Origin of the sequence: Pediococcus argentinicus (assembly GCF_001437605.1) — a bacterium.
GTDB classification, from domain to species: domain Bacteria; phylum Bacillota; class Bacilli; order Lactobacillales; family Lactobacillaceae; genus Pediococcus; species Pediococcus argentinicus.
In genome coordinates, this window is the sequence record NZ_JQCQ01000015.1 from 14,944 (window position 1) to 33,647 (window position 18,704).

Consider the following 18,704-nt stretch of genomic DNA (forward strand, 5'->3'; position numbering starts at 1 on the left):
TGTAAATCTCCTAGTCTAATGTTTGATTTAATTGTAATTCTTGATCTAAATAGTTATTAATATTTTGATACTGTGGTAACTGTTGCCAATTGTTTTGCGTCACAATTTTGCTAGCTTCAATTTGAGCTGTCTGTAATGCCCCAATATCGACCACCGGATCCCCAACTTTAAAGACTGGCACACCGGACTGTTGTTTACCAAACAGATCTCCTTGACCACGCATTTTTAAATCAGCCTCAGAAATTTTAAAGCCATCCGTAGTGTCGACCATGATTTGCATACGTTCACGACCGGTTTGATTCTTAGGGTCGGCAACTAAAATACAATATGCTTGAGCTGAGCCACGACCAACTCTCCCTCGCAATTGATGAAGTTGAGCTAAACCAAAACGATCTGCATCATGAATGACCATCACAGTTGCATTCGGTACATCAACACCAACTTCAATAACTGTTGTTGAGACAATCGCACTATACTTGCCCTGTTTAAACTCATCCATAATCTGATCTTTTTCATCAGAACTCATTTGGCCATGTAACAGACCTATTTGAAATTGTTCACCAAAATGTTCGGATAATTGTTCGTGAAGTTCTTTAGCATTTTGCAAATCCATTGCTTCTGATTCCTCAATCAAAGGAGTCACAATAAATGCCTGGTGTCCCTCAACAAATTGCTTAGCTAAGAAGCGTAAAACTTTATCCCACTCACCATGCTTGACCCAGCTGGTTCGAATTGCTTTTCGACCTGCCGGAAGTTGGTCAATAATGGACACGTCCATTTCACCATACGATGTAATTGCAAGTGTCCGGGGAATTGGTGTCGCAGTCATTGCTAGAACATCCGGATTAACGCCCTTTTCGCGGAGAAGCTGTCTTTGGTGAACACCAAAGCGATGCTGTTCATCCGTTATCACTAATCCAACATCTTTAAACTCCACATCATCTTGAATTAAAGCATGAGTTCCAACAATGATATCAACTGTTCCATTCTTGATATTAGCTAAGGTACTATCACGCACTTTCTTACGCATTCCACCGACCAACAAAGCGATATTAACATCGTAACCTTTGAAGAAATTAGCCAGGTTATTAGCATGTTGTTCCGCCAATATTTCAGTCGGTGCCATCAATACAGCCTGTTTATGGTTTGTCACAACCGCATACATTGCCACAGCTGCAACCACTGTTTTACCACTTCCAACATCGCCTTGCAACAGACGATTCATATGGGTATCAGATTTAATATCACGTAAAATTTCTTTGATCACTCGAATCTGAGCGCCAGTTAGTTTAAAAGGCAAATCTGAGACTAATTTGGTCACTAATTCACTATCGTAATTAATACTAATCCCATTTTCCTGATGATCGCGCTCTTTCATGATTTGAAGTCCCATTTGGAAGGTTAAAAACTCTTCAAACATTGCTGTTCTTCTCGCAGCTGTCGTTCGTTCTTGTCCTTTCGGAAAATGTAAATCGTAAATCATTTGCTTGCGACTGTCTAAACGATATTTTTGAATTAAGTCAGCAGGAATTATGTCAACAATAGCGTCTTGATACTGTTTATAGGCATCTTCAACTAATTGTTTAATCGTACTCTGACGAACATGTTTGTTAGCAGGATACACCGCTTCAATATCATTACTTACATTAACAATTTTCATACCAGTTAAACTACGGCGGTTAGCATCCCATTTACCATAAACTGTTAATTCACTATCGGCTTCAATCTGATTTTTAATCCAAGGTTGGTTGAAGAATGTCACCATAACGGATTCTTGATCTACTAATAAACGAAAGTTAACCCGCACTTTTTTACGACCAAATCGCGCAATAGTTGGCTCGGATGCCACAATTCCTCGTAAGGTTATTTTTTGTTGGTCAACTACTTCAGACAAATTTTTGACAGAAAGATCCTCATATCGAAATGGAAAATATAGTAATAAATCGTTAATCGTTCTGATTCCAAGATCAGCTAATGCAGCAGCACGTTTGGGCCCTACACCACTTAGGTTGGTAATCGAATCATTTAAACTAAGCAAAGAATCCTCCTAACATATAAAAAAGAGGGTTAAAGAATCCCCCTTTTATTCGACAGATATTAAGAATGGATAAACGGGTTGATTTCCCTCGTGAATTTCAATTTCTAAATCATCGTCAATATCTAATATTTCATTTTGTAACTTTTCAGCCATTTCTTGATTAGCGTCTTTACCGAAGATAATAGTAACAATTTCGCTATCCTCATCTAACATCCGCTTAACCATTTCAACACTAGCACCCATTAAATCAGGATTAGTATTAACAATTTCACCATCAATTAAGCCCATGTAATCATCTTTTTTAATCTCACGACCGTCTAAGCGAGTATCACGAACTGCAATTGTAACTTGACCACTCTTAACAGTATCAAGGTTATCTTCCATATTAGCTGTATTTTGATCTAATTCCTCATCAGGATTAAATTCCAACATAGCAGCCATTCCTTGAGCAATTGTTCGACTATGAACGATTGTGGCCGGAATATCAGAAACCTCAACAGCCTGTTCAGCAGCTAAGAAAATATTTTTATTATTAGGTAAAACGATGGCTTTTTTGGCACCAGTATTGTTAATTGCTTTAGCAATATCAGCAGTACTTGGATTCATGGTCTGACCACCGCTGATGATAGAAGTAACACCGAGACTCTTAAATAATTTAGAAATACCTTCACCACTTGAAATTGCAATGACAGCTGTCTCTTTAGGTTCATTATTTTCAGGCATCGCTGTAGGTATCGAGATTGAAGACTCGTCATCTTCCATAATTTCTTCTTGTTGCCAACGCATATTGTCAATTTTGATGTTAACAATATCACCAAATGTTTGACCCCAAGCAAGTACCTTACCTGGATGTTCAGTATGAACGTGGACTTTTACTACTTCATCATCATTAATAACAAGAAGTGAGTCGCCCAATTTAGCTAGGTATTGATAGAAGTAATCATAATCAAAATCATGTTCAACTTGTTTACCACGACCAATACGCACCATCATCTGAGTACAATAGCCGAATTCAATATCTTCTGGATTGATTTTTCCTTGGACACTTTGGTGATGTTTAGCATCAACCATTTCGTTCATTTCCTCAGGATCTGGTTGGAATTCGTCATCATTAATATCTTTACCATTCAAAATATCTGAAAAGGCATCGAATACAAAGACCAATCCTTGACCGCCGGAGTCAACAACGCCCACCTCTTTAAGAACTGGCAATAGGTCAGTGGTAGACTTCAGAGCAACTTTGGCTGCTTCATCGATAGCTTGCATAACAACTGCAAGGTCATCACTGTCCGCTACGGCTTCTTTACCGGCTTTAGCAGCTTCTCTAACAACTGTCAAAATTGTACCTTCTGTTGGCTTCATAACAGCTTTATAAGCAGTTTGAGCTCCAGCAACAATTGCGTCCACTAAATCTTGTGCATTTAAAGTTTGTTTATTTTCAACATTTTGCGAAAAGCCACGGAAAATCTGAGATAAAATAACTCCCGAATTACCACGTGCTCCCATTAATAAGCCCTTAGCAAGAGAAGCAGCTAAATGACCAACTTCTTCACTGCCATCTTCTGTTTCGTATTTAGCACCACTTTCAAGTGAAAGACTCATATTTGTTCCAGTATCCCCATCTGGGACCGGAAAAACATTTAATGAGTTAATAAACTCAGCATTCTTTTTCAAACGATTTGAACTTGCTTGAACCATTTGGTCAAACACTTCATTTGTAATCAAGGTTGTAACAGCTTCCAATGTAGTAATTCCTCCTTAGGTTTACGATGTTAGTCGTTTAAAGCCTTAACTCCTTGAACAAAGACATTGACCGAATTGGCTGAAATACCCAGCATGGACTCTAGGTTATATTTAACTTTTGATTGAACGTTTTTTGAAATTTCTGAAATCTTTGTGCCATAGCCTGCTACGATATAGACGTCGATAGCTACTCCATTTTCTTCTTGGCGAACAACTACTCCACGAGCATAGTTCTCACGACGTAAAATATCATTTAAATTATCTCTAATTTGGTTCTTGCTAGCCATTCCAACAACACCATAGTTGTCAGTAGCCGCACCACCAACAACAGTAGCAATTACATCATTCGAAACATCAATAGTTCCATTTTTTGTTTTAATTTTTACAGCCATATTAACGGCCTCCTTTAACGATCCTTATGTTAACGATATTTTACCATATCCTACTCTGCATATAAATACAAGAAACTACGTGACAGTATTGAAACTAAATGATTACTAAAGCGCTAATTAACTGGATTTTTCGTACCTATCGTTCAGTGACACTCACGCCCGTTTCGTAACTGTGTTAAAATAGATGTCAAGGTAAATTACTTGAAAGATTACTATTGCATTGTAGCAAGGGATGTGATAAATTATTTTAAGTAATTAAAAAGAATTCTATGACATATAGAAGCGACAAAGGAGGATTTCAACATGGCAAAAGATTTTGTCACCGGTCGCCGTACTCACTTTGGTAACAGTCGTTCACACGCTTTGAACCACAGTCGCCGAAGCTGGAAACCAAATTTGCAAAAAGTTCGTATTTTAGTTGATGGTAAACCTAAACGAGTTTGGGTATCTGCACGAGCTTTAAAATCAGGTAAAATTGAACGCGCATAAAAAAAGATTGGTTATTAATTAACCAATCTTTTTTTATTTGTCTTAATCTCTACTTTGAATCACTGCTACTAACCCATTTGATATTCTAAAATGAGCGGTATTCGATATAAACTCATTACTAACATAGGCTCTAGCATGTAATACCTTGGTATGCAGTGGATACTTTTCATCATCTAAATCCAATTGATCAATCTCAGTTAGTGGTACAAATGCCAGGTATTTATAATCATCTGATACTTTCTGAAGATCATATTCTCCTGCTGGAAAGAACTGAACTTGATTAAAGCGATCCAGCAGTTCAACTTTTAAAGCATATGGCTTAAAACGCTCCTGAAGCATCATTAAAACGTTAGCTAACAAATGATCTAATCTTCCACCAGAGAAGCCTAATACTCTTATATGGGCCTCTGAGTCAAACTTTAATGCTTCTGTTAGTGCCAACTCAGTGTCAGTATCATCCTTGTGTGATGATGCCTTAACAATTCGACCGCTGTGTGTCTTAATCTGTTGAAACTCATCCTTATTTACTGAATCAAAGTCCCCCACACTAACCAGTGGTATAATTCCGGCTTTAATCAGCTCCAACGCACCAAAGTCTACTCCAATCCATTCGCCTTGAAGTTGTTCCCAGTTCTCTGGCAATAAATTCTTAGGTCCACCAACCAAAATATTTATTTGCTTCATTACTTCGTCAAATCCTTTAATAACTCAACTTGGTGTTCTGGATTATCGGCATCAAATACATACGAGCCTGCTACCGCAATATCAACACCAGCATCGTAAACAGCTTTAATATTCTGATCAGAAATTCCACCATCAACCTCGATATCAAATTCCAATCCATACTCACTTCTAATAGCGGACAAACGACTAATTTTATCTAAAGTACTTGTTAAAAATTTTTGACCGCCAAAACCTGGATTAACAGACATAACTAAAACCTGGTCAACTTCTGGTAGTAGTTCTTCTAACATACTCAACGGAGTTGCTGGATTAATTACAACTTCAGCCTTCACTCCCTTAGCTTTAATCATCTGAATAGCGCGGGCAATATGTGGTGTACTTTCTAAGTGCACCCCGATAACATCAGCTCCGGCATCCGCAAATTGATCCACATAGTGTTCTGGCTGATCGATCATTAAATGACAATCTAATTTAATATCAGTTGATTTGGATAAATCTTTAACTGTATTAATTCCATACCCAATGTTTGGTACAAATTGTCCGTCCATCACATCAATATGCAGAAAATCCACTGGTCCTACTTTTTTTATATCTTCCATTAAGTTAGCTGCATTGGCACTTAAAATTGAAGGTGCAATTTTTATCATTTGGATTTCCTCCGATTGGTCTTTTTTTGGTAACCCTTTTGTTTATATTTTGGCTTTTGAGCTCTAATTAGCTCCATAAATTGTAAGTAATTTTGGTAACGACTTTCAAGAATTTTGCCTTCATCTAATGCTTTTTTTACACCACAGTTAGGTTCATTAAGATGTAAGCATTCTCTAAATTGACAATTAGCTGCATAATGAACAAAATCCACAAAGTCTTCTTTTAACTCATACTCATCCATTTCAAAAACGGCATACGTTGAAAAGCCCGGCGTATCGGCCACTAAACCACCATCAATTGGTAACAATGAAACTTTTCTAGTGGTATGCTTTCCACGATTTAATGCTTGAGAAACAGCCCCAGTTTCAATATTCAACGCTGGATCAATGTGATTCAAGAGTGTCGACTTACCTGCTCCAGTTTGTCCCATAAAAATAGTTAATTGGTCTTTAAAACTATTACGTAACTTTTTCAAATTCGATGCACTAAAAGCATCTGGTTCAAAGTAAACAGAGTAGCCGATCGACTGATAATAGTCACTAATCTCTTGAAAATGTTCAACTTGTTCAGTATTAAGTAAATCCGTTTTCGAAAAATAGATTTGTGGTTGAATATGCTTTTCTTCAAGTGCTACTAATTGACGATCTAATAGATTAGACGAAAAATCAGGTTCAACACAAGCAGTTACTACAATTGCTTGATCAATATTAGCAAGTGGTGGACGTACGAGCGTGTTTTTACGATCTAAAATACTAGTAATATAACCAGTATCATCTTCGGCCGTTTTGAACTCCACAAAATCACCCACCAGCGGTGAGATTTTATTTTTTCTAAAATTGCCACGTGCACGCGTGCGAATCACTTTGCCTTCATCAGTCAATACGTCGTAAAAGCCGGCTAATAACTGTATGATTTGTCCATTTTCCATGCATTACCTCATTACTTTGCAATTACAAATTTAATAGTTGTTGCTCTTGGTACGACGACCTGCCCAGATACAACGGTTTGCGAAATAATCCGATTATGATCAAATCGCGGTGTCTCAACCACTTCTTTATTTACTTTAAATCCCTTTTGTTCCAGTTGGTTTTTAACTGCAGTAAAGTCACCACCAACATAGTTATCAACTACATAACTATTAGGTCCTTGACTTAACTCAATATTAACCTTAATGCCTTGCTGAATGTTTTTACCTTTTGTAGGTAAAGAGTCAACAACGCGGTTATAGGACACCTTATTACTATTTGCCTTGGTAACCTGTCCAATTTTTAAATTATGCTTCGATAAACTCTTTTGTGCATCTGATTGTGTCATCCCTTCCAAATTAGGAACCGTGACCATTTTAGGCGAACTCAACTTAAATGCCGTACCAATTCCAATCACAAATGCCAAAATGATTAAGAATGTAATTAAAGCCCGACGACGAATTGGATGACGATATTTTGGGCGATGCTTTTCACCTTCATCAGGCTTAGGATAATTAACTTTATTGCTAGACTTATATTGCAATACCGAAGTTTTCTCTAGATCACTATTCATCGTACGATTAAGTTCTGATTGATCTAATACTAACGTTTCTTCATTAATCGATTTTTCAACAAAACGTGGTTCCTGAGCCCTCTTTGGATCCAAGGTTGTATTCAAATCCTTAGCCATCTCATCAATATTGTTATAACGATCAGATGGATTCTTAGCTGTGGCCTTAAAAATAACATTCTCTAGCGGTTGTGGGATTCTTGGATCTATTTCACGAACTGATGAAACTGAGTCTTGATAATGCTTAATCGCAATTGCGACAGCCGATTCACCTGTAAATGGAACTTTTCCTGTCAACATCTCATATAGGATTATTCCCAATGAATAAATATCAGATTGCTGAGTTGCAACATGTCCTCGAACTTGTTCAGGAGAGAGATACTGGACTGAACCCACTACAGCATTAGTTCGAGTATAGCTATTATCTTCATTAGCGATAGCAATTCCAAAGTCAGTGATTTTAGCATTACCCTCATCGTCAATCAAAATATTTTGAGGCTTCAAATCTCTATGTACAATACCATGTTGATGAGCCGTTTTTACTCCGCTAAGGATTTGTTCCATAATTTGAACAACTTTTGGAAATGGAAATGGAAATTTATCACGAATATATTGTTTCAGATTCTCTCCACTTACGTATTCCATAACCAGATAGTTTAGACCTTGATCTTCACCAACATCATAAACACCTACAATATTGGGATGAACTAGTTCAGTGGTTGATAATGCTTCGCGTTGAAATCTACGTAATGCTGAGGGGTCGTCTTGTAAATCAATGCGAATAAGTTTTACAGCAACGTCACGATCTAAGATAAGGTCGTGCGCTAAATAGACGTTCGCCATACCACCTTCACCTAACGAACGAATTACTTTATAACGACCGTTTAAGGTTTGATTAGGAGTCATTTTACTTCCTCCTGATCATTCTTAACCACTAAAGCAGTGATATTATCTGGGCCACCAGCTGCATTGGCCATATCAACTAATTTAGTACATTTCTCTTCAAGGCTTAAGGAGTCATCACCTAAAACCTGACTCAAAGTTGGATCATCAACTTGATTAGTTAAACCATCCGTACACAACAAAAATTGGTCATCATTATTCATTTCAAATGATGAGATATCAAGTTTAATTTGATTTGAGATTCCCAATGAGCGCGTAATAATATTCTTTTGGGGATGAATTCGAGCTTCTTCTTCTGTTAGCTCGCCACGTTGAATCATTTCATTAACTAATGAGTGATCCGTTGATAGTTGCGTCAACGAATTATTATCAGCTTCATAACGATAGCAACGACTATCTCCCAAATTGGTAATTAGAACGGTACGTTCAATAAACATGGCAACTACGATTGTAGTTCCCATGCCACTTAAATCTGTATAACTCTCAGCTGTTTTCAAGATTTGTCGGTTTTCAGCATTAATTTCACGCTTTAACCAGTTGGTTCCCTTACTTTCGTTATCAACTCTAGATGATTCGAATAACTGTCCAATATGGGAAACCGCCATTTCTGAGGCAACATCCCCACCACGACGGCCACCAACCCCATCGGCTACAATCGTTAATATAACACCGTATTTATTCTTAAAAATACCAACATAGTCTTGGTTATTCTTCCGAACCTTACCAGTGTCGGATAAAAAGGCGTATTTCAAATGAATCACCTTACTTTTCTTAAATTAGCAATGTAAAAACCATCTGACTCAAAGTCATCTGGATAAATATTTAAATCTAATGATTCACGATCATCTTTTATTTTTAGTTTAGTTGTAACTTTTTCAAGTTCAAAATCAGAGTGATCTTCCAAAAACTTTTTGATTGTTTCTTGGTTTTCGGTCTTCAAAATAGTACAAGTACTGTAGGTTAAGAGGCCCTTGTCCTCAACTAAAGCTGCGGCAGCGTTTAAAATCTCTAATTGTAACTTTTGTAATGATACTGTGTCACTAATTTCCTTGGAATATCTAATTTCGGGTTTACGACGTAAAAGTCCAATTCCAGAACATGGTGCATCAACTAAAATATGATCAAATTTGCCATAAAAATCAGATTCAGTGATCTTAGTAGCGTCATAAACATGTGTATCAACAATCCGATTAAGCCGCATACGTTTGGCATTACGTTTAACCAAAGCGACTCGCTTTTCATAAATATCAAGAGCTGTAACAGATCCAGTATCCCCAACATATTGGGCAATTTGGGTTGTTTTTCCACCAGGTGCAGAACAAACGTCTAAGACCTGTTCACCTGATTTTAATTGCATAGCTTCGGCGACTAACATAGCGGATTCATCTTGGATTGTAATCATGCCTAGATCAAAGGCTCGTGAATGTGATAAATCATGTCCTCCGCTGACAACTAATCCCTCAGCAGCTACCTGACTAGGTTCAACTTCAAATCCATCATCTTCAAGCGCTTGGACAATATTTTCACGACCAAACTTCAGCAGATTCATACGAACATCTAACTTTGAGGGCTGATTAATACTCTCTAAAATACTTTTCGTATGTTCTGCCCCAAGCTCATCTAATAAAGCTTTTACAATCCAAATCTCGACACTATATTGAACAGATAAACGGTCAGGTAAATCTTGAATAATATCAAGACTTTGATGTCCTTCACGTTGATATGAACGCAAAACCCCAGTGACTAATCTTCGAATTCCATCATGACCCTTTTGCTTAGCTATTTCGATCGTTTCATTTAAGATTGCCCATTCTGGAATTCGATCAAGGTACTCAAATTGATAAATAGACATTCTTAAAAGATTAATAACCCAAGGTTTAACTTTGCTAGGCTTTTTCAAAAATGGTTGTAAATAGAAATCTAAAGTTAATTTGTGTTGTAAGACACCATACACTAACTCTGTCACTAAACGGCGATCAGCATCGTTTTTAAACTCATGATCAGCAATCGTTTTATTTAACTCTAGATTGGAATAAGAGCCCTGATCAATTTGATTAAGAGCTTCTAATGCAACGGCACGTGCATTATTTTGCATTTTCGTCATACTTCACAACCTGTTCCCCTTCAAAAAATGAGTCTGAGCTACCGTTTAGATAGTCTGTGATATTCATTTTTGGCTTTCCAGCTGGTTGGACGGTAATCAAACTAATGACACCATGTTCGCCAGTTGCAAGCTTTAAACTATGTTTTGTTTTTTCGACAACGCTACCTGCTGGTAAATCTGTCATTTCATCTTCAATTTTAACTTCCCATAACTTAACGCGTTGTTTATCAAGAAATACAAACGCTCCAGGAAATGGTCGTAATCCCCTAGTTTTTGCATCAACGAGTTGAGCTGAAAGATTGATGTCGACTTGTTCCTCTTCAGGTTTAATATTGGGTGAAAAACTAACTTCGTCCTCATTTTGAGCAACAGCCTTTACACTGCCATCAATTAAACTTGGTAATGTTTCTAATAGAAGTTGTTGTCCAAGGACACTCAACTTAGTAAACATTGAGCCAACATCATCTGTTGGAGTAATTGCAATTGAACGTTGAGCTAACATATCACCGGCATCCATCTTTTTAACCATATAGATAATAGTAACGCCGGTTTCTTGATCGCCATTCATAATGGCATAGTGAACTGGAGCTCCACCACGATACTTTGGTAACAAAGAAGCGTGAACATTAACAGCACCAATTTTAACTGAATTGATTAAACTCATTGGTAAGAACTGGCCAAATGCTGCAGTTACAATTAAATCTGCATTTAATTCAATTAATTCTTTTAATTCGTCACTGCCACTTAACTTTTCAGGCTGATAAACAGGAATTGAATTCTCTTGGGCCACTTTTTTTACTGGTGACATTGTTAAAACATGTTTACGTCCAACTTTACGGTCTGGCTGGGTAACTACCCCAATCACATTATATTCTTCTTGATCAACCAAACTTTGCAGTATTGGTGCGGAAAATGCTGGTGTTCCCATAAAAATAATTGATGTCATTTAATCATCCCTCAAACAAAATTTTGTGGCTCTACATCGATATTTATATTGTAACCTTTTCGATAGTCATCTTGCGACTCACTCCGAATATTTTGTAAAACCTTTTTTAAATTAGTTTCTCTCTTATATTTAACCACAATTTGATAAAAATAGCGTTGCTTAATTCGAGCAATCGCCTTTGGACTAGGTCCCAGAACAATCGCATTCTTGGAAAGATTAGGCTGTAAATCATTCAAAACTTCATACGCCTTTTTTACAGCCATTTTTTCATCTTGGTGATCAATTGTAATTTGAACACTGTAATAAAATGGAGCGTATTTTCCAAGATTGCGCAGGTACATTTCTTTATGATAAAAATCTTCATAATCCTGTTTTTGGGCTAGCTTAATAGCGTAATGTTCCGGATTATACGTTTGAATGTATACTTCTCCGGTTTTATCAGCCCGACCGGCACGTCCAGAAACTTGCGTTAAAAGTTGAAAAGTTCTTTCACTCGCTCTAAAATCCGGTAATTCCAATGCAGTATCGGCATTTAAGACACCAACTAAAGTAACATCAGGAAAATCCAAGCCTTTGGCAATCATCTGTGTTCCCAGAAGAATATCACCTTCATGATTACCAAATCGAGCTAATAGTTTTTCATGAGCTCCCTTACGCCTTGTTGTATCCACATCCATACGGATTACTCCAGCCTCTGGAAAAAGCTGATTCAATTCTTTTTCGATCTTTTCTGTTCCAACACCATAGAATCTAATTTTGTTACTACCACAATTAGCACATGTTTGTGGTATTGCCTCTTCATGTCCACAGTAATGGCACCGCATTGAATGGCTATCCATATGGAGTGTTAGTGAAATATCACAGTTAGGACATTTCAAAACAAATCCACAACTACGACACATGACAAATGAGGAGAAGCCACGTCGATTCAATAGCAAAACAACTTGCTCTTTACGATTAAGTTTATCTTGAATGGCCTCTACCAACTGATTAGAAAAGTTTTCACTACTTCGACTGCGCGCACTCACATTACGCATATCGACAATTTTAACTTCCGGTAAGCTTTGTTCTTGTGATCGTTTTGTTAATGTCAAAAGTTTAATGAGGCCCTTTTCACAGCGCGCTCGTGACTCTAAAGACGGTGTAGCACTTCCCAAAACAACTGGGCAATTAAATGTCTGCGCACGTTTAATCGCAACATCTCGCGCGTGATAACGTGGATTATCCTCCTGCTTATACGTTGAGGAATGCTCTTCGTCGACAATAATAATGCCAATATTAGTCAATGGAGCAAAAACAGCTGAACGTGCTCCTACTACTACTTTAGCCTCGCCGCAATCAATTCGACGCCATTCATCAAACTTTTCACCATCAGATAATCCACTGTGTAGGGCAGCCACTTCATTACCAAATCTCGCACGAACTCGATTAACCATCAGAGGTGTCAAGGAAATTTCGGGAACTAACATTAACGCGGTTCTTCCAGATTGAAGAGCTGTTTCGATACTTTGCAAGTATACTTCTGTTTTTCCCGATCCTGTAACTCCTTCTAACAAAAAAACATCAGATTGCCGTTGATCAACGCTAGTAGAAATATCATCATAGGCAACTTGTTGTTCGTCATTCAATACAAACTTTTCGTCTGGCTCTACCGGACTAGAGAATGGATCACGGTATTTTTCGATTGAACGCTTTTCTATCCATCCCTTGTCAACGGCTGTATTAATTGTTGAACGGCCAATGTTAAATTGATTAACTAATTCAACTTGTTCAATACCGTCTTCTGTAATGGTATTTTGAAGTAAATCTAAAAGTCTAATCTGGACCTTCTTACTTTTAGCTAAACTTTCACTAATTTCTCGAAACTTTTCAGTCGTGAGTAATGGATAAATCTTAGTCACCTTTTGGGACCGCGCTTCATCATTGGTATGATAGATCAACTCAACCTGGTCATTGGCAATTAAATCATTCAATTGTCGTTGCTGTTTAGCTGATAAGTCAGCGGGCCTAAGGTCTTGCATTTGCTCCTGACCAAATATTTCTATCAATTGTTCCGTAGTTACTTCATCAGAAATTATTTTGATCGATCTTTTGGTGGTAACTTTTAAAGCGTTGGGTAACATTGCATTTAAACAACTAATTCTAAAAGCGAATGTTTCTTCAGAAATCCATTTCGATAATTGTACCAACTCTGGTGTCAAAGTAGGTTTATTATCCAAAATAGCGATAATATCTTTCATCTGTTCAACGGCTTCTTGTGCCTCTGAAATAACAAAAGCTTGAATAGGACGATTGCTCTTTCCAAATGGAACTAGTAATCGTGACCCTACATCAATTTGATCCTGGAGTTCAATTGGAACACCGTATGTGTAAGGCGTATCAGTCTGCATGGCTGTTACATCAACAATAACTTGAACCAGTTTCATGGATTCGTCCTTTCTATAATTGATCTGAAATAATGTCTATAATTCTCTGAGCAATTAGTTTTTTACTTTGTTTTTTAATAACTTCTGGCTTTAATTCAGGCCTAATCAAAGTGACTGCATTATCATCACTATCAAATCCTGTGTCAGACTTTGAAATATCATTGGCAACAATCATATCAACGTGTTTCTTTTTTAATTTTGTTTGTCCGTTTGCTAAGAGGTTCTCACTTTCAGCAGCAAAACCAACAACAAATTTTAAGTTATCGGGATGTTCTAAGTTAGCAAGAACATCAGGATTTTCAACTAACTGAAGTTGCATTGTTCCATCAAACTCACTTTTTTTAAGTTTGTGGTCTGCAACCGTTGCAACCCGATAGTCTGATACTGCAGCTGCCATAACTAAAGCATCTGCTTGTTTAATATTTTCATTAATAGCATTTTGCAAATCATCAACCGTCTGGATAAAGATAGTCTTGACTCCTGGAATAGCTGGTAACTTAGTTGGACCACTTATTAGTGTAACGTATGCACCTTGATTATAGGCGGCCTTGGCTATTGCAAAACCCATTTTTCCCGATGAACGATTTCCGATGAAACGAACTGAGTCAATGGGTTCTCTGGTTCCCCCGGCCGTAACCAAGATATGTTTACCAGATAGTTTCGAACCTGACTCCAGTTGTTTATTAATTTTACGAATGATCGATTCATTTTCAGGAAAACGCCCCTTGCCACTATATCCTTCAGCCAGTAGGCCATCATCAGGTTCCATAACTTTAATTCCATCTTGAACTAGAATATTAACATTTCTTTGCGTGGCAGGATTATTCCACATATTAACATTCATTGCCGGAATCACTAACTTAGATGCGTGACTCGCTAGTACCATCGTTGAAGCAAAATCATCCGCTAATCCCATCGCCATCTTGCTCATGAAGTTTGCAGTCGCAGGAGCGATTACTATTAAGTCTGCCCAATCCGCTAGTTCAACATGTGCAACTGGTTTATTTGTGTGATTTTCAAAATCAGTTAAAACATCGTGGTTAGTCAAAGTACTAAAGGTTAAAGGCGTAACAAACTTCGTAGCCATTTCAGTCATAGCAACTCTGACATCATTTCCCAGTTTCATCTCATTTCGGATTAGCTCAATCACCTTATATTCAGCGATACCACCGGTTAATACAAAAACTATTTTTTTCATAATCCATCCTCTTTTAAAATTAATTATTAAAATAGTTAAAAAAAGCCTGCAACAAAACGATTAGTTTCATTCCAGACTATAAAGTATTTAAGATTAAAGGTCTTTTTCAACTGGATCAATAATAACGTCTCCAGCTACAACTTCTTCAAGAGCACGACCAACATTTTTGTCTGAATCGTAATGATCTAACAATGGTTGAGCACCTTCGTCTAACTGATGAGCTCTCTTACTAGCTAACATAATTAAAGAATATCTTGAATCAACACGTTCTAATAAATCGTCAACTGATGGGTATAAAATCATTTTACATTTCTCCTAACATTTCTTGATATTCAGGATAAACACGTGTGACACGTAAGTGTTCTCCACGAATAATTGTCTTAATTTCTTCAACTGCAACATTAATGTCATCATTAACAACTGCATAGTCATAATCGCGCATAGTTTTAATTTCTTCAACGGCTTTTTTCATCCGCTTGTCAATCGTAGCCATGTCTTCTGTTCCACGATTAATGATGCGTTGCTTTAATTCCATTAAATCTGGTGGTGTTAAGAACAAGAAAACTCCGTCCGGCATCTTTTCACGAACTTGTTTTGCTCCATTAACTTCAATCTCTAAAAATACATCTTTCCCAGAGTCCAAAGTTTCGTTGACATACTTTAATGGCGTTCCATAATAGTTATCAACGTACTGAGCATATTCTAACATACCACCGTTTTTAATTCTGTCTTCAAACTCTTCTTTAGATACAAAGAAATAGTCTTCACCATCAACTTCACCTTCACGAGGCTTACGTGTGGTCATTGAAATTGAGTATTCAAATTCGTTCGCACCTTGATCAAAGATTGCTTTTCTAACAGTCCCTTTACCGACACCTGAGGGGCCAGACAACACAATTAACATTCCTCTTCGCTTCATCAAATTACTCCTAAAGTCTTATGTATTCTACTATTTTGCACTTTTTTAAGCTTTTTTTCAAGATTTTATATAAAACTATTGCAAACTAGAACGCTTGTTCGTATAATGTAAATACAAACAAACGTTCGGGGAGTGTTATCATGCAAAATCAAACAATCGCACCATTTAGAAGAATTACTCAATCACTAAATAAAATCCATGAAAAATATGAACATCTATTCGATGTTCCAGAAGATCGTAATCAAACCATTGCTGACTTTCAAATGCCATTAACTCAAATAGAAGATAGTATTGATTTCGGGATTGTTCATCATACACCTGTAAGTATTCAACTAAATGTTAAACAGTCAGTCTATGAAGTAAGTGGCTACCTCCATTTAACACTCAATGGTGGCGTTCGTTTAGTTAACCCAGATTCAGGCTTAACTCACGTTATTAATACATCAAATATTCGTAGTATTACCAACCTGGTTTAGACAACAAAAGTGGTCCACATGATAGTATGTGCACCACTTTTTTTCGTATATATTTTTATTTTGAATGAGCCATCTTTAAAAGCTCATCAGCATGTTCAATACTTAAAGTTGTCACATCTGTTCCTGCTAACATTCGAGCAATTTCTTGTACCCGCCCTTTGTAATCCAAGCGTTGAACCTTAGTTTCAGTTCGATCATGTACAATATCTTTGGAAACAAACAATTGATTGTCAGCTTCAGCAGCCACCTGTGGTAAATGTGAAATACATAATACTTGCGAGAACTCAGCAATATCATGTATTTTATCAGCAATAGCTTGAGCAACACGTCCACTAACTCCGGTGTCAACTTCATCAAAGATAATACTTGTCACTCCATCACTTTGAGCAAAAATGGTTTTGAGTGCCAACATGATACGAGATAGTTCCCCTCCAGATGCAATCTTAACCAATGGTCGCAGGTCTTCTCCTGGATTGGGTTGAATATAAAACTCAACTTGATCAATTCCAGAAATATTAGGCTCATCTAGCTTGGTAAACACAGTCTTAAAAGTCGTTTTTTCCATGTATAACTGGTTTAATTCAACTTTAATTCTGTCTTCTAGTCTCTTTGCCATATCATGACGATATTCACTTAACTTCTCTCCTTTATCTAAAACAGTTTGATATAACTTTTGAACTTGGTTACTTAAATCATCCAAATTAGTGCTATCACCAGTCATAGAATCTAATTCTTTTTTGATTTCATCGTGATAAGTAAGGATGTCATTAATACTATCACCATACTTACGTTTCAATTGACGAATAGTTTCCAGTCGCTGCTCAACAGTATCCAGTTCCCCTTCGTTCCACTCTAAATCATCCAAAGCATCCCTAATTTGGTTAGTAACATCTTGAACTGTATAGTATGCAGACTTAACATCCCCAGCCATAGTCTCATAGTCATCTTCGAATTTAGCAATACCATCTAATTCATTCATTGCTGAACCAATCAAATCTGAAGCAGAACTACCATCCTCATTTTCCAGGGCTTGATAACTATTGGTCAGCGCATCTGAAATAGCTTGGAAATTAATAAGATGTTCTCTCTTTTGTTCCAAGTCTTTATCTTCATCTGGAACTAATTGAGCTTCTTCAATTTCTTTATCCTGAAATTGGAGCATGTCTAAACGCTGGTTCCATTCTTGCTCATTAGCGGTATATTTCTGTAACTGAGTATTTAACTTCTGGTACTTTTTAAAAGCTTGCTCATAGTCATCCTTATACTGCTGAACTGAACTATCAAATTGATCTAACATGCCTAGGTGCTTTTCTGGATCCATCAATTCTTGATGCTCATTTTGGCCATGGATATCAATCAATGTTTCACCAACTTGTTTTAAAGCAGCTAAATTGACGATCATTCCATTAATACGACAAATATTACGTCCATTCGCTTGAATTTCACGCGTAATTATAATTTCAGAATCATCAGAATCAATTCCTAAACTTTCCAGGGCTTGATTAGTCTTATCATTATTTTCGGCTCGATAGACACCTTGTAAAACAGCTTTCTTCTCACCAGTCCGAATAAAGTCGACTGATCCACGCCCACCTGCTAAAAGTCCAACTGCATCAATGATAATTGACTTACCGGCACCAGTTTCACCTGTTAGAACCGTCATACCAGCGTTGAAAGTAACATCAAGTTTATCAATTATGGCAAAATTTGTAATTGAAATTTCTTCTAACATAATTCTTTCCCCTAACTATAAGCGACAGCCTTTGTAATTCGTTTTTGTAAATCCTTAGCATGTTTAACGTCGGAACAGATAACTAGCACACCGCTGTCATCACTCAAAACGCTAAAGATAAAACTGTAGTGAACTTGTTTTAGTAATCCAGCAATACTGGGACCATTTCCGGGACGTAAATCTATAAACACCATTTGATCCTGAATCCTAATTGAAACCAAACTCATTTTTAGTAATTTGAAAAATCTCTTTTCCAACTTCGGTGCATCATCAAACGGAAGTGCATAAACGGAATGAGCTTTGTTTTGTTTAACTTTGATCAGTTGTAAATCCCGAATATCTCGAGAAATAGTGGCTTGAGTCACCGTAACTCCTTGAGCAGTCAGTATTTCAACTAGGTCTTCTTGGCGCTCTATATGTTGATTTTTAATTATATCTCTTATCAGGTTTAACCTAGTTGATTTTTGCAT

General features: G+C 37.1%; 18 protein-coding genes. 2 read left to right on the forward strand and 16 right to left on the reverse strand.

Annotation, left to right across the window (positions count from 1 at the left end):
* Positions 1–10: 10 nt before the first annotated feature.
* The 3 genes from recG to IV88_RS04830 all read right to left on the reverse strand — a co-directional run bounded on the left by recG (position 11) and on the right by IV88_RS04830 (position 4,173).
* On the reverse strand, positions 11–2,038 hold the full coding sequence (recG, locus tag IV88_RS04820) for an ATP-dependent DNA helicase RecG (RefSeq protein WP_057799340.1): 2,028 nt from the start codon (positions 2,036–2,038) through the stop codon (positions 11–13).
* 45 nt (positions 2,039–2,083) lie between these two features.
* Positions 2,084–3,736: a DAK2 domain-containing protein gene (locus IV88_RS04825; RefSeq protein WP_083486843.1), complete on the reverse strand. Its 1,653-nt coding sequence runs from the start codon at positions 3,734–3,736 to the stop codon at positions 2,084–2,086.
* A 74-nt stretch (positions 3,737–3,810) separates the two neighbouring features.
* Complete coding sequence (locus tag IV88_RS04830; RefSeq protein ID WP_057799344.1) at positions 3,811–4,173, reverse strand: Asp23/Gls24 family envelope stress response protein; 363 nt, start codon at positions 4,171–4,173, stop codon at positions 3,811–3,813.
* A 303-nt stretch (positions 4,174–4,476) separates the two neighbouring features.
* Here IV88_RS04830 and rpmB point away from each other — a divergent pair, with 303 nt between their 5' ends.
* Positions 4,477–4,662, forward strand: a complete 186-nt coding sequence (gene rpmB, locus IV88_RS04835; protein ID WP_057799346.1) for a 50S ribosomal protein L28 — start codon at positions 4,477–4,479, stop codon at positions 4,660–4,662.
* A 42-nt stretch (positions 4,663–4,704) separates the two neighbouring features.
* Here rpmB and IV88_RS04840 read toward each other — a convergent pair whose 3' ends face one another.
* The 11 genes from IV88_RS04840 to gmk all read right to left on the reverse strand — a co-directional run bounded on the left by IV88_RS04840 (position 4,705) and on the right by gmk (position 16,026).
* Positions 4,705–5,346: a thiamine diphosphokinase gene (locus tag IV88_RS04840; RefSeq protein ID WP_057799348.1), complete on the reverse strand. Its 642-nt coding sequence runs from the start codon at positions 5,344–5,346 to the stop codon at positions 4,705–4,707.
* On the reverse strand, positions 5,346–5,993 hold the full coding sequence (rpe, locus tag IV88_RS04845; RefSeq protein ID WP_057799350.1) for a ribulose-phosphate 3-epimerase: 648 nt from the start codon (positions 5,991–5,993) through the stop codon (positions 5,346–5,348). The genes IV88_RS04840 and rpe overlap by 1 nt, the downstream gene beginning before the upstream one ends.
* On the reverse strand, positions 5,990–6,922 hold the full coding sequence (gene rsgA, locus IV88_RS04850) for a ribosome small subunit-dependent GTPase A (protein ID WP_057799352.1): 933 nt from the start codon (positions 6,920–6,922) through the stop codon (positions 5,990–5,992). Before rsgA ends, rpe begins: the two co-directional genes overlap by 4 nt.
* An 11-nt stretch (positions 6,923–6,933) precedes the next feature.
* Complete coding sequence (gene pknB, locus IV88_RS04855; RefSeq protein WP_057799353.1) at positions 6,934–8,436, reverse strand: Stk1 family PASTA domain-containing Ser/Thr kinase; 1,503 nt, start codon at positions 8,434–8,436, stop codon at positions 6,934–6,936.
* Positions 8,433–9,185: a Stp1/IreP family PP2C-type Ser/Thr phosphatase gene (locus tag IV88_RS04860; protein ID WP_057799355.1), complete on the reverse strand. Its 753-nt coding sequence runs from the start codon at positions 9,183–9,185 to the stop codon at positions 8,433–8,435. Before IV88_RS04860 ends, pknB begins: the two co-directional genes overlap by 4 nt.
* Positions 9,186–9,190: 5 nt before the next feature.
* Positions 9,191–10,537 (reverse strand): 16S rRNA (cytosine(967)-C(5))-methyltransferase RsmB, encoded by a 1,347-nt coding sequence (gene rsmB / locus IV88_RS04865; protein ID WP_057799357.1) that lies wholly within the window; start codon positions 10,535–10,537, stop codon positions 9,191–9,193.
* Positions 10,518–11,483, reverse strand: a complete 966-nt coding sequence (gene fmt / locus IV88_RS04870) for a methionyl-tRNA formyltransferase (protein ID WP_057799359.1) — start codon at positions 11,481–11,483, stop codon at positions 10,518–10,520. The genes rsmB and fmt overlap by 20 nt, the downstream gene beginning before the upstream one ends.
* 11 nt (positions 11,484–11,494) lie before the next feature.
* Positions 11,495–13,909: a primosomal protein N' gene (gene priA / locus IV88_RS04875; RefSeq protein WP_057799361.1), complete on the reverse strand. Its 2,415-nt coding sequence runs from the start codon at positions 13,907–13,909 to the stop codon at positions 11,495–11,497.
* Positions 13,910–13,922: 13 nt separating this feature from the next.
* On the reverse strand, positions 13,923–15,107 hold the full coding sequence (coaBC, locus tag IV88_RS04880; protein ID WP_057799362.1) for a bifunctional phosphopantothenoylcysteine decarboxylase/phosphopantothenate--cysteine ligase CoaBC: 1,185 nt from the start codon (positions 15,105–15,107) through the stop codon (positions 13,923–13,925).
* A 93-nt stretch (positions 15,108–15,200) separates the two neighbouring features.
* Complete coding sequence (gene rpoZ / locus IV88_RS04885; RefSeq protein WP_057799364.1) at positions 15,201–15,410, reverse strand: DNA-directed RNA polymerase subunit omega; 210 nt, start codon at positions 15,408–15,410, stop codon at positions 15,201–15,203.
* Position 15,411: 1 nt separating this feature from the next.
* Positions 15,412–16,026 (reverse strand): guanylate kinase, encoded by a 615-nt coding sequence (gene gmk, locus IV88_RS04890; RefSeq protein ID WP_057799366.1) that lies wholly within the window; start codon positions 16,024–16,026, stop codon positions 15,412–15,414.
* 140 nt (positions 16,027–16,166) lie between these two features.
* Here gmk and IV88_RS04895 point away from each other — a divergent pair, with 140 nt between their 5' ends.
* On the forward strand, positions 16,167–16,502 hold the full coding sequence (locus tag IV88_RS04895; protein WP_057799368.1) for a hypothetical protein: 336 nt from the start codon (positions 16,167–16,169) through the stop codon (positions 16,500–16,502).
* A 55-nt stretch (positions 16,503–16,557) separates the two neighbouring features.
* Here the strand turns inward: IV88_RS04895 and recN are convergent, their stop codons facing one another.
* The gene (recN, locus tag IV88_RS04900) at positions 16,558–18,234 is read right to left on the reverse strand and encodes a DNA repair protein RecN (protein WP_057799370.1); all 1,677 of its coding nucleotides are present in this window, start codon (positions 18,232–18,234) and stop codon (positions 16,558–16,560) included.
* An 11-nt stretch (positions 18,235–18,245) separates the two neighbouring features.
* Entirely contained in the window at positions 18,246–18,704 is a 459-nt protein-coding gene (locus tag IV88_RS04905; RefSeq protein WP_057799372.1) for an arginine repressor, read from the reverse strand.

Bases quoted from the DNA above. Each gene is read 5' to 3' on its own strand.
- IV88_RS04825 (WP_083486843.1), bottom strand. From the start codon at position 3,736: ATGGTTCAAGCAAGTTCAAATCGTTTGAAAAAGAATGCTGAGTTTATT.
- IV88_RS04830 (WP_057799344.1), bottom strand. From the start codon at position 4,173: ATGGCTGTAAAAATTAAAACAAAAAATGGAACTATTGATGTTTCGAAT.
- rpmB (WP_057799346.1), top strand. From the start codon at position 4,477: ATGGCAAAAGATTTTGTCACCGGTCGCCGTACTCACTTTGGTAACAGT.
- IV88_RS04840 (WP_057799348.1), bottom strand. From the start codon at position 5,346: ATGAAGCAAATAAATATTTTGGTTGGTGGACCTAAGAATTTATTGCCA.
- rpe (WP_057799350.1), bottom strand. From the start codon at position 5,993: ATGATAAAAATTGCACCTTCAATTTTAAGTGCCAATGCAGCTAACTTA.
- rsgA (WP_057799352.1), bottom strand. From the start codon at position 6,922: ATGGAAAATGGACAAATCATACAGTTATTAGCCGGCTTTTACGACGTA.
- pknB (WP_057799353.1), bottom strand. From the start codon at position 8,436: ATGACTCCTAATCAAACCTTAAACGGTCGTTATAAAGTAATTCGTTCG.
- rsmB (WP_057799357.1), bottom strand. From the start codon at position 10,537: ATGACGAAAATGCAAAATAATGCACGTGCCGTTGCATTAGAAGCTCTT.
- fmt (WP_057799359.1), bottom strand. From the start codon at position 11,483: ATGACATCAATTATTTTTATGGGAACACCAGCATTTTCCGCACCAATA.
- priA (WP_057799361.1), bottom strand. From the start codon at position 13,909: ATGAAACTGGTTCAAGTTATTGTTGATGTAACAGCCATGCAGACTGAT.
- coaBC (WP_057799362.1), bottom strand. From the start codon at position 15,107: ATGAAAAAAATAGTTTTTGTATTAACCGGTGGTATCGCTGAATATAAG.
- rpoZ (WP_057799364.1), bottom strand. From the start codon at position 15,410: ATGATTTTATACCCATCAGTTGACGATTTATTAGAACGTGTTGATTCA.
- gmk (WP_057799366.1), bottom strand. From the start codon at position 16,026: ATGAAGCGAAGAGGAATGTTAATTGTGTTGTCTGGCCCCTCAGGTGTC.
- IV88_RS04895 (WP_057799368.1), top strand. From the start codon at position 16,167: ATGCAAAATCAAACAATCGCACCATTTAGAAGAATTACTCAATCACTA.
- recN (WP_057799370.1), bottom strand. From the start codon at position 18,234: ATGTTAGAAGAAATTTCAATTACAAATTTTGCCATAATTGATAAACTT.
- IV88_RS04905 (WP_057799372.1), bottom strand. From the start codon at position 18,704: ATGCAAAAATCAACTAGGTTAAACCTGATAAGAGATATAATTAAAAAT.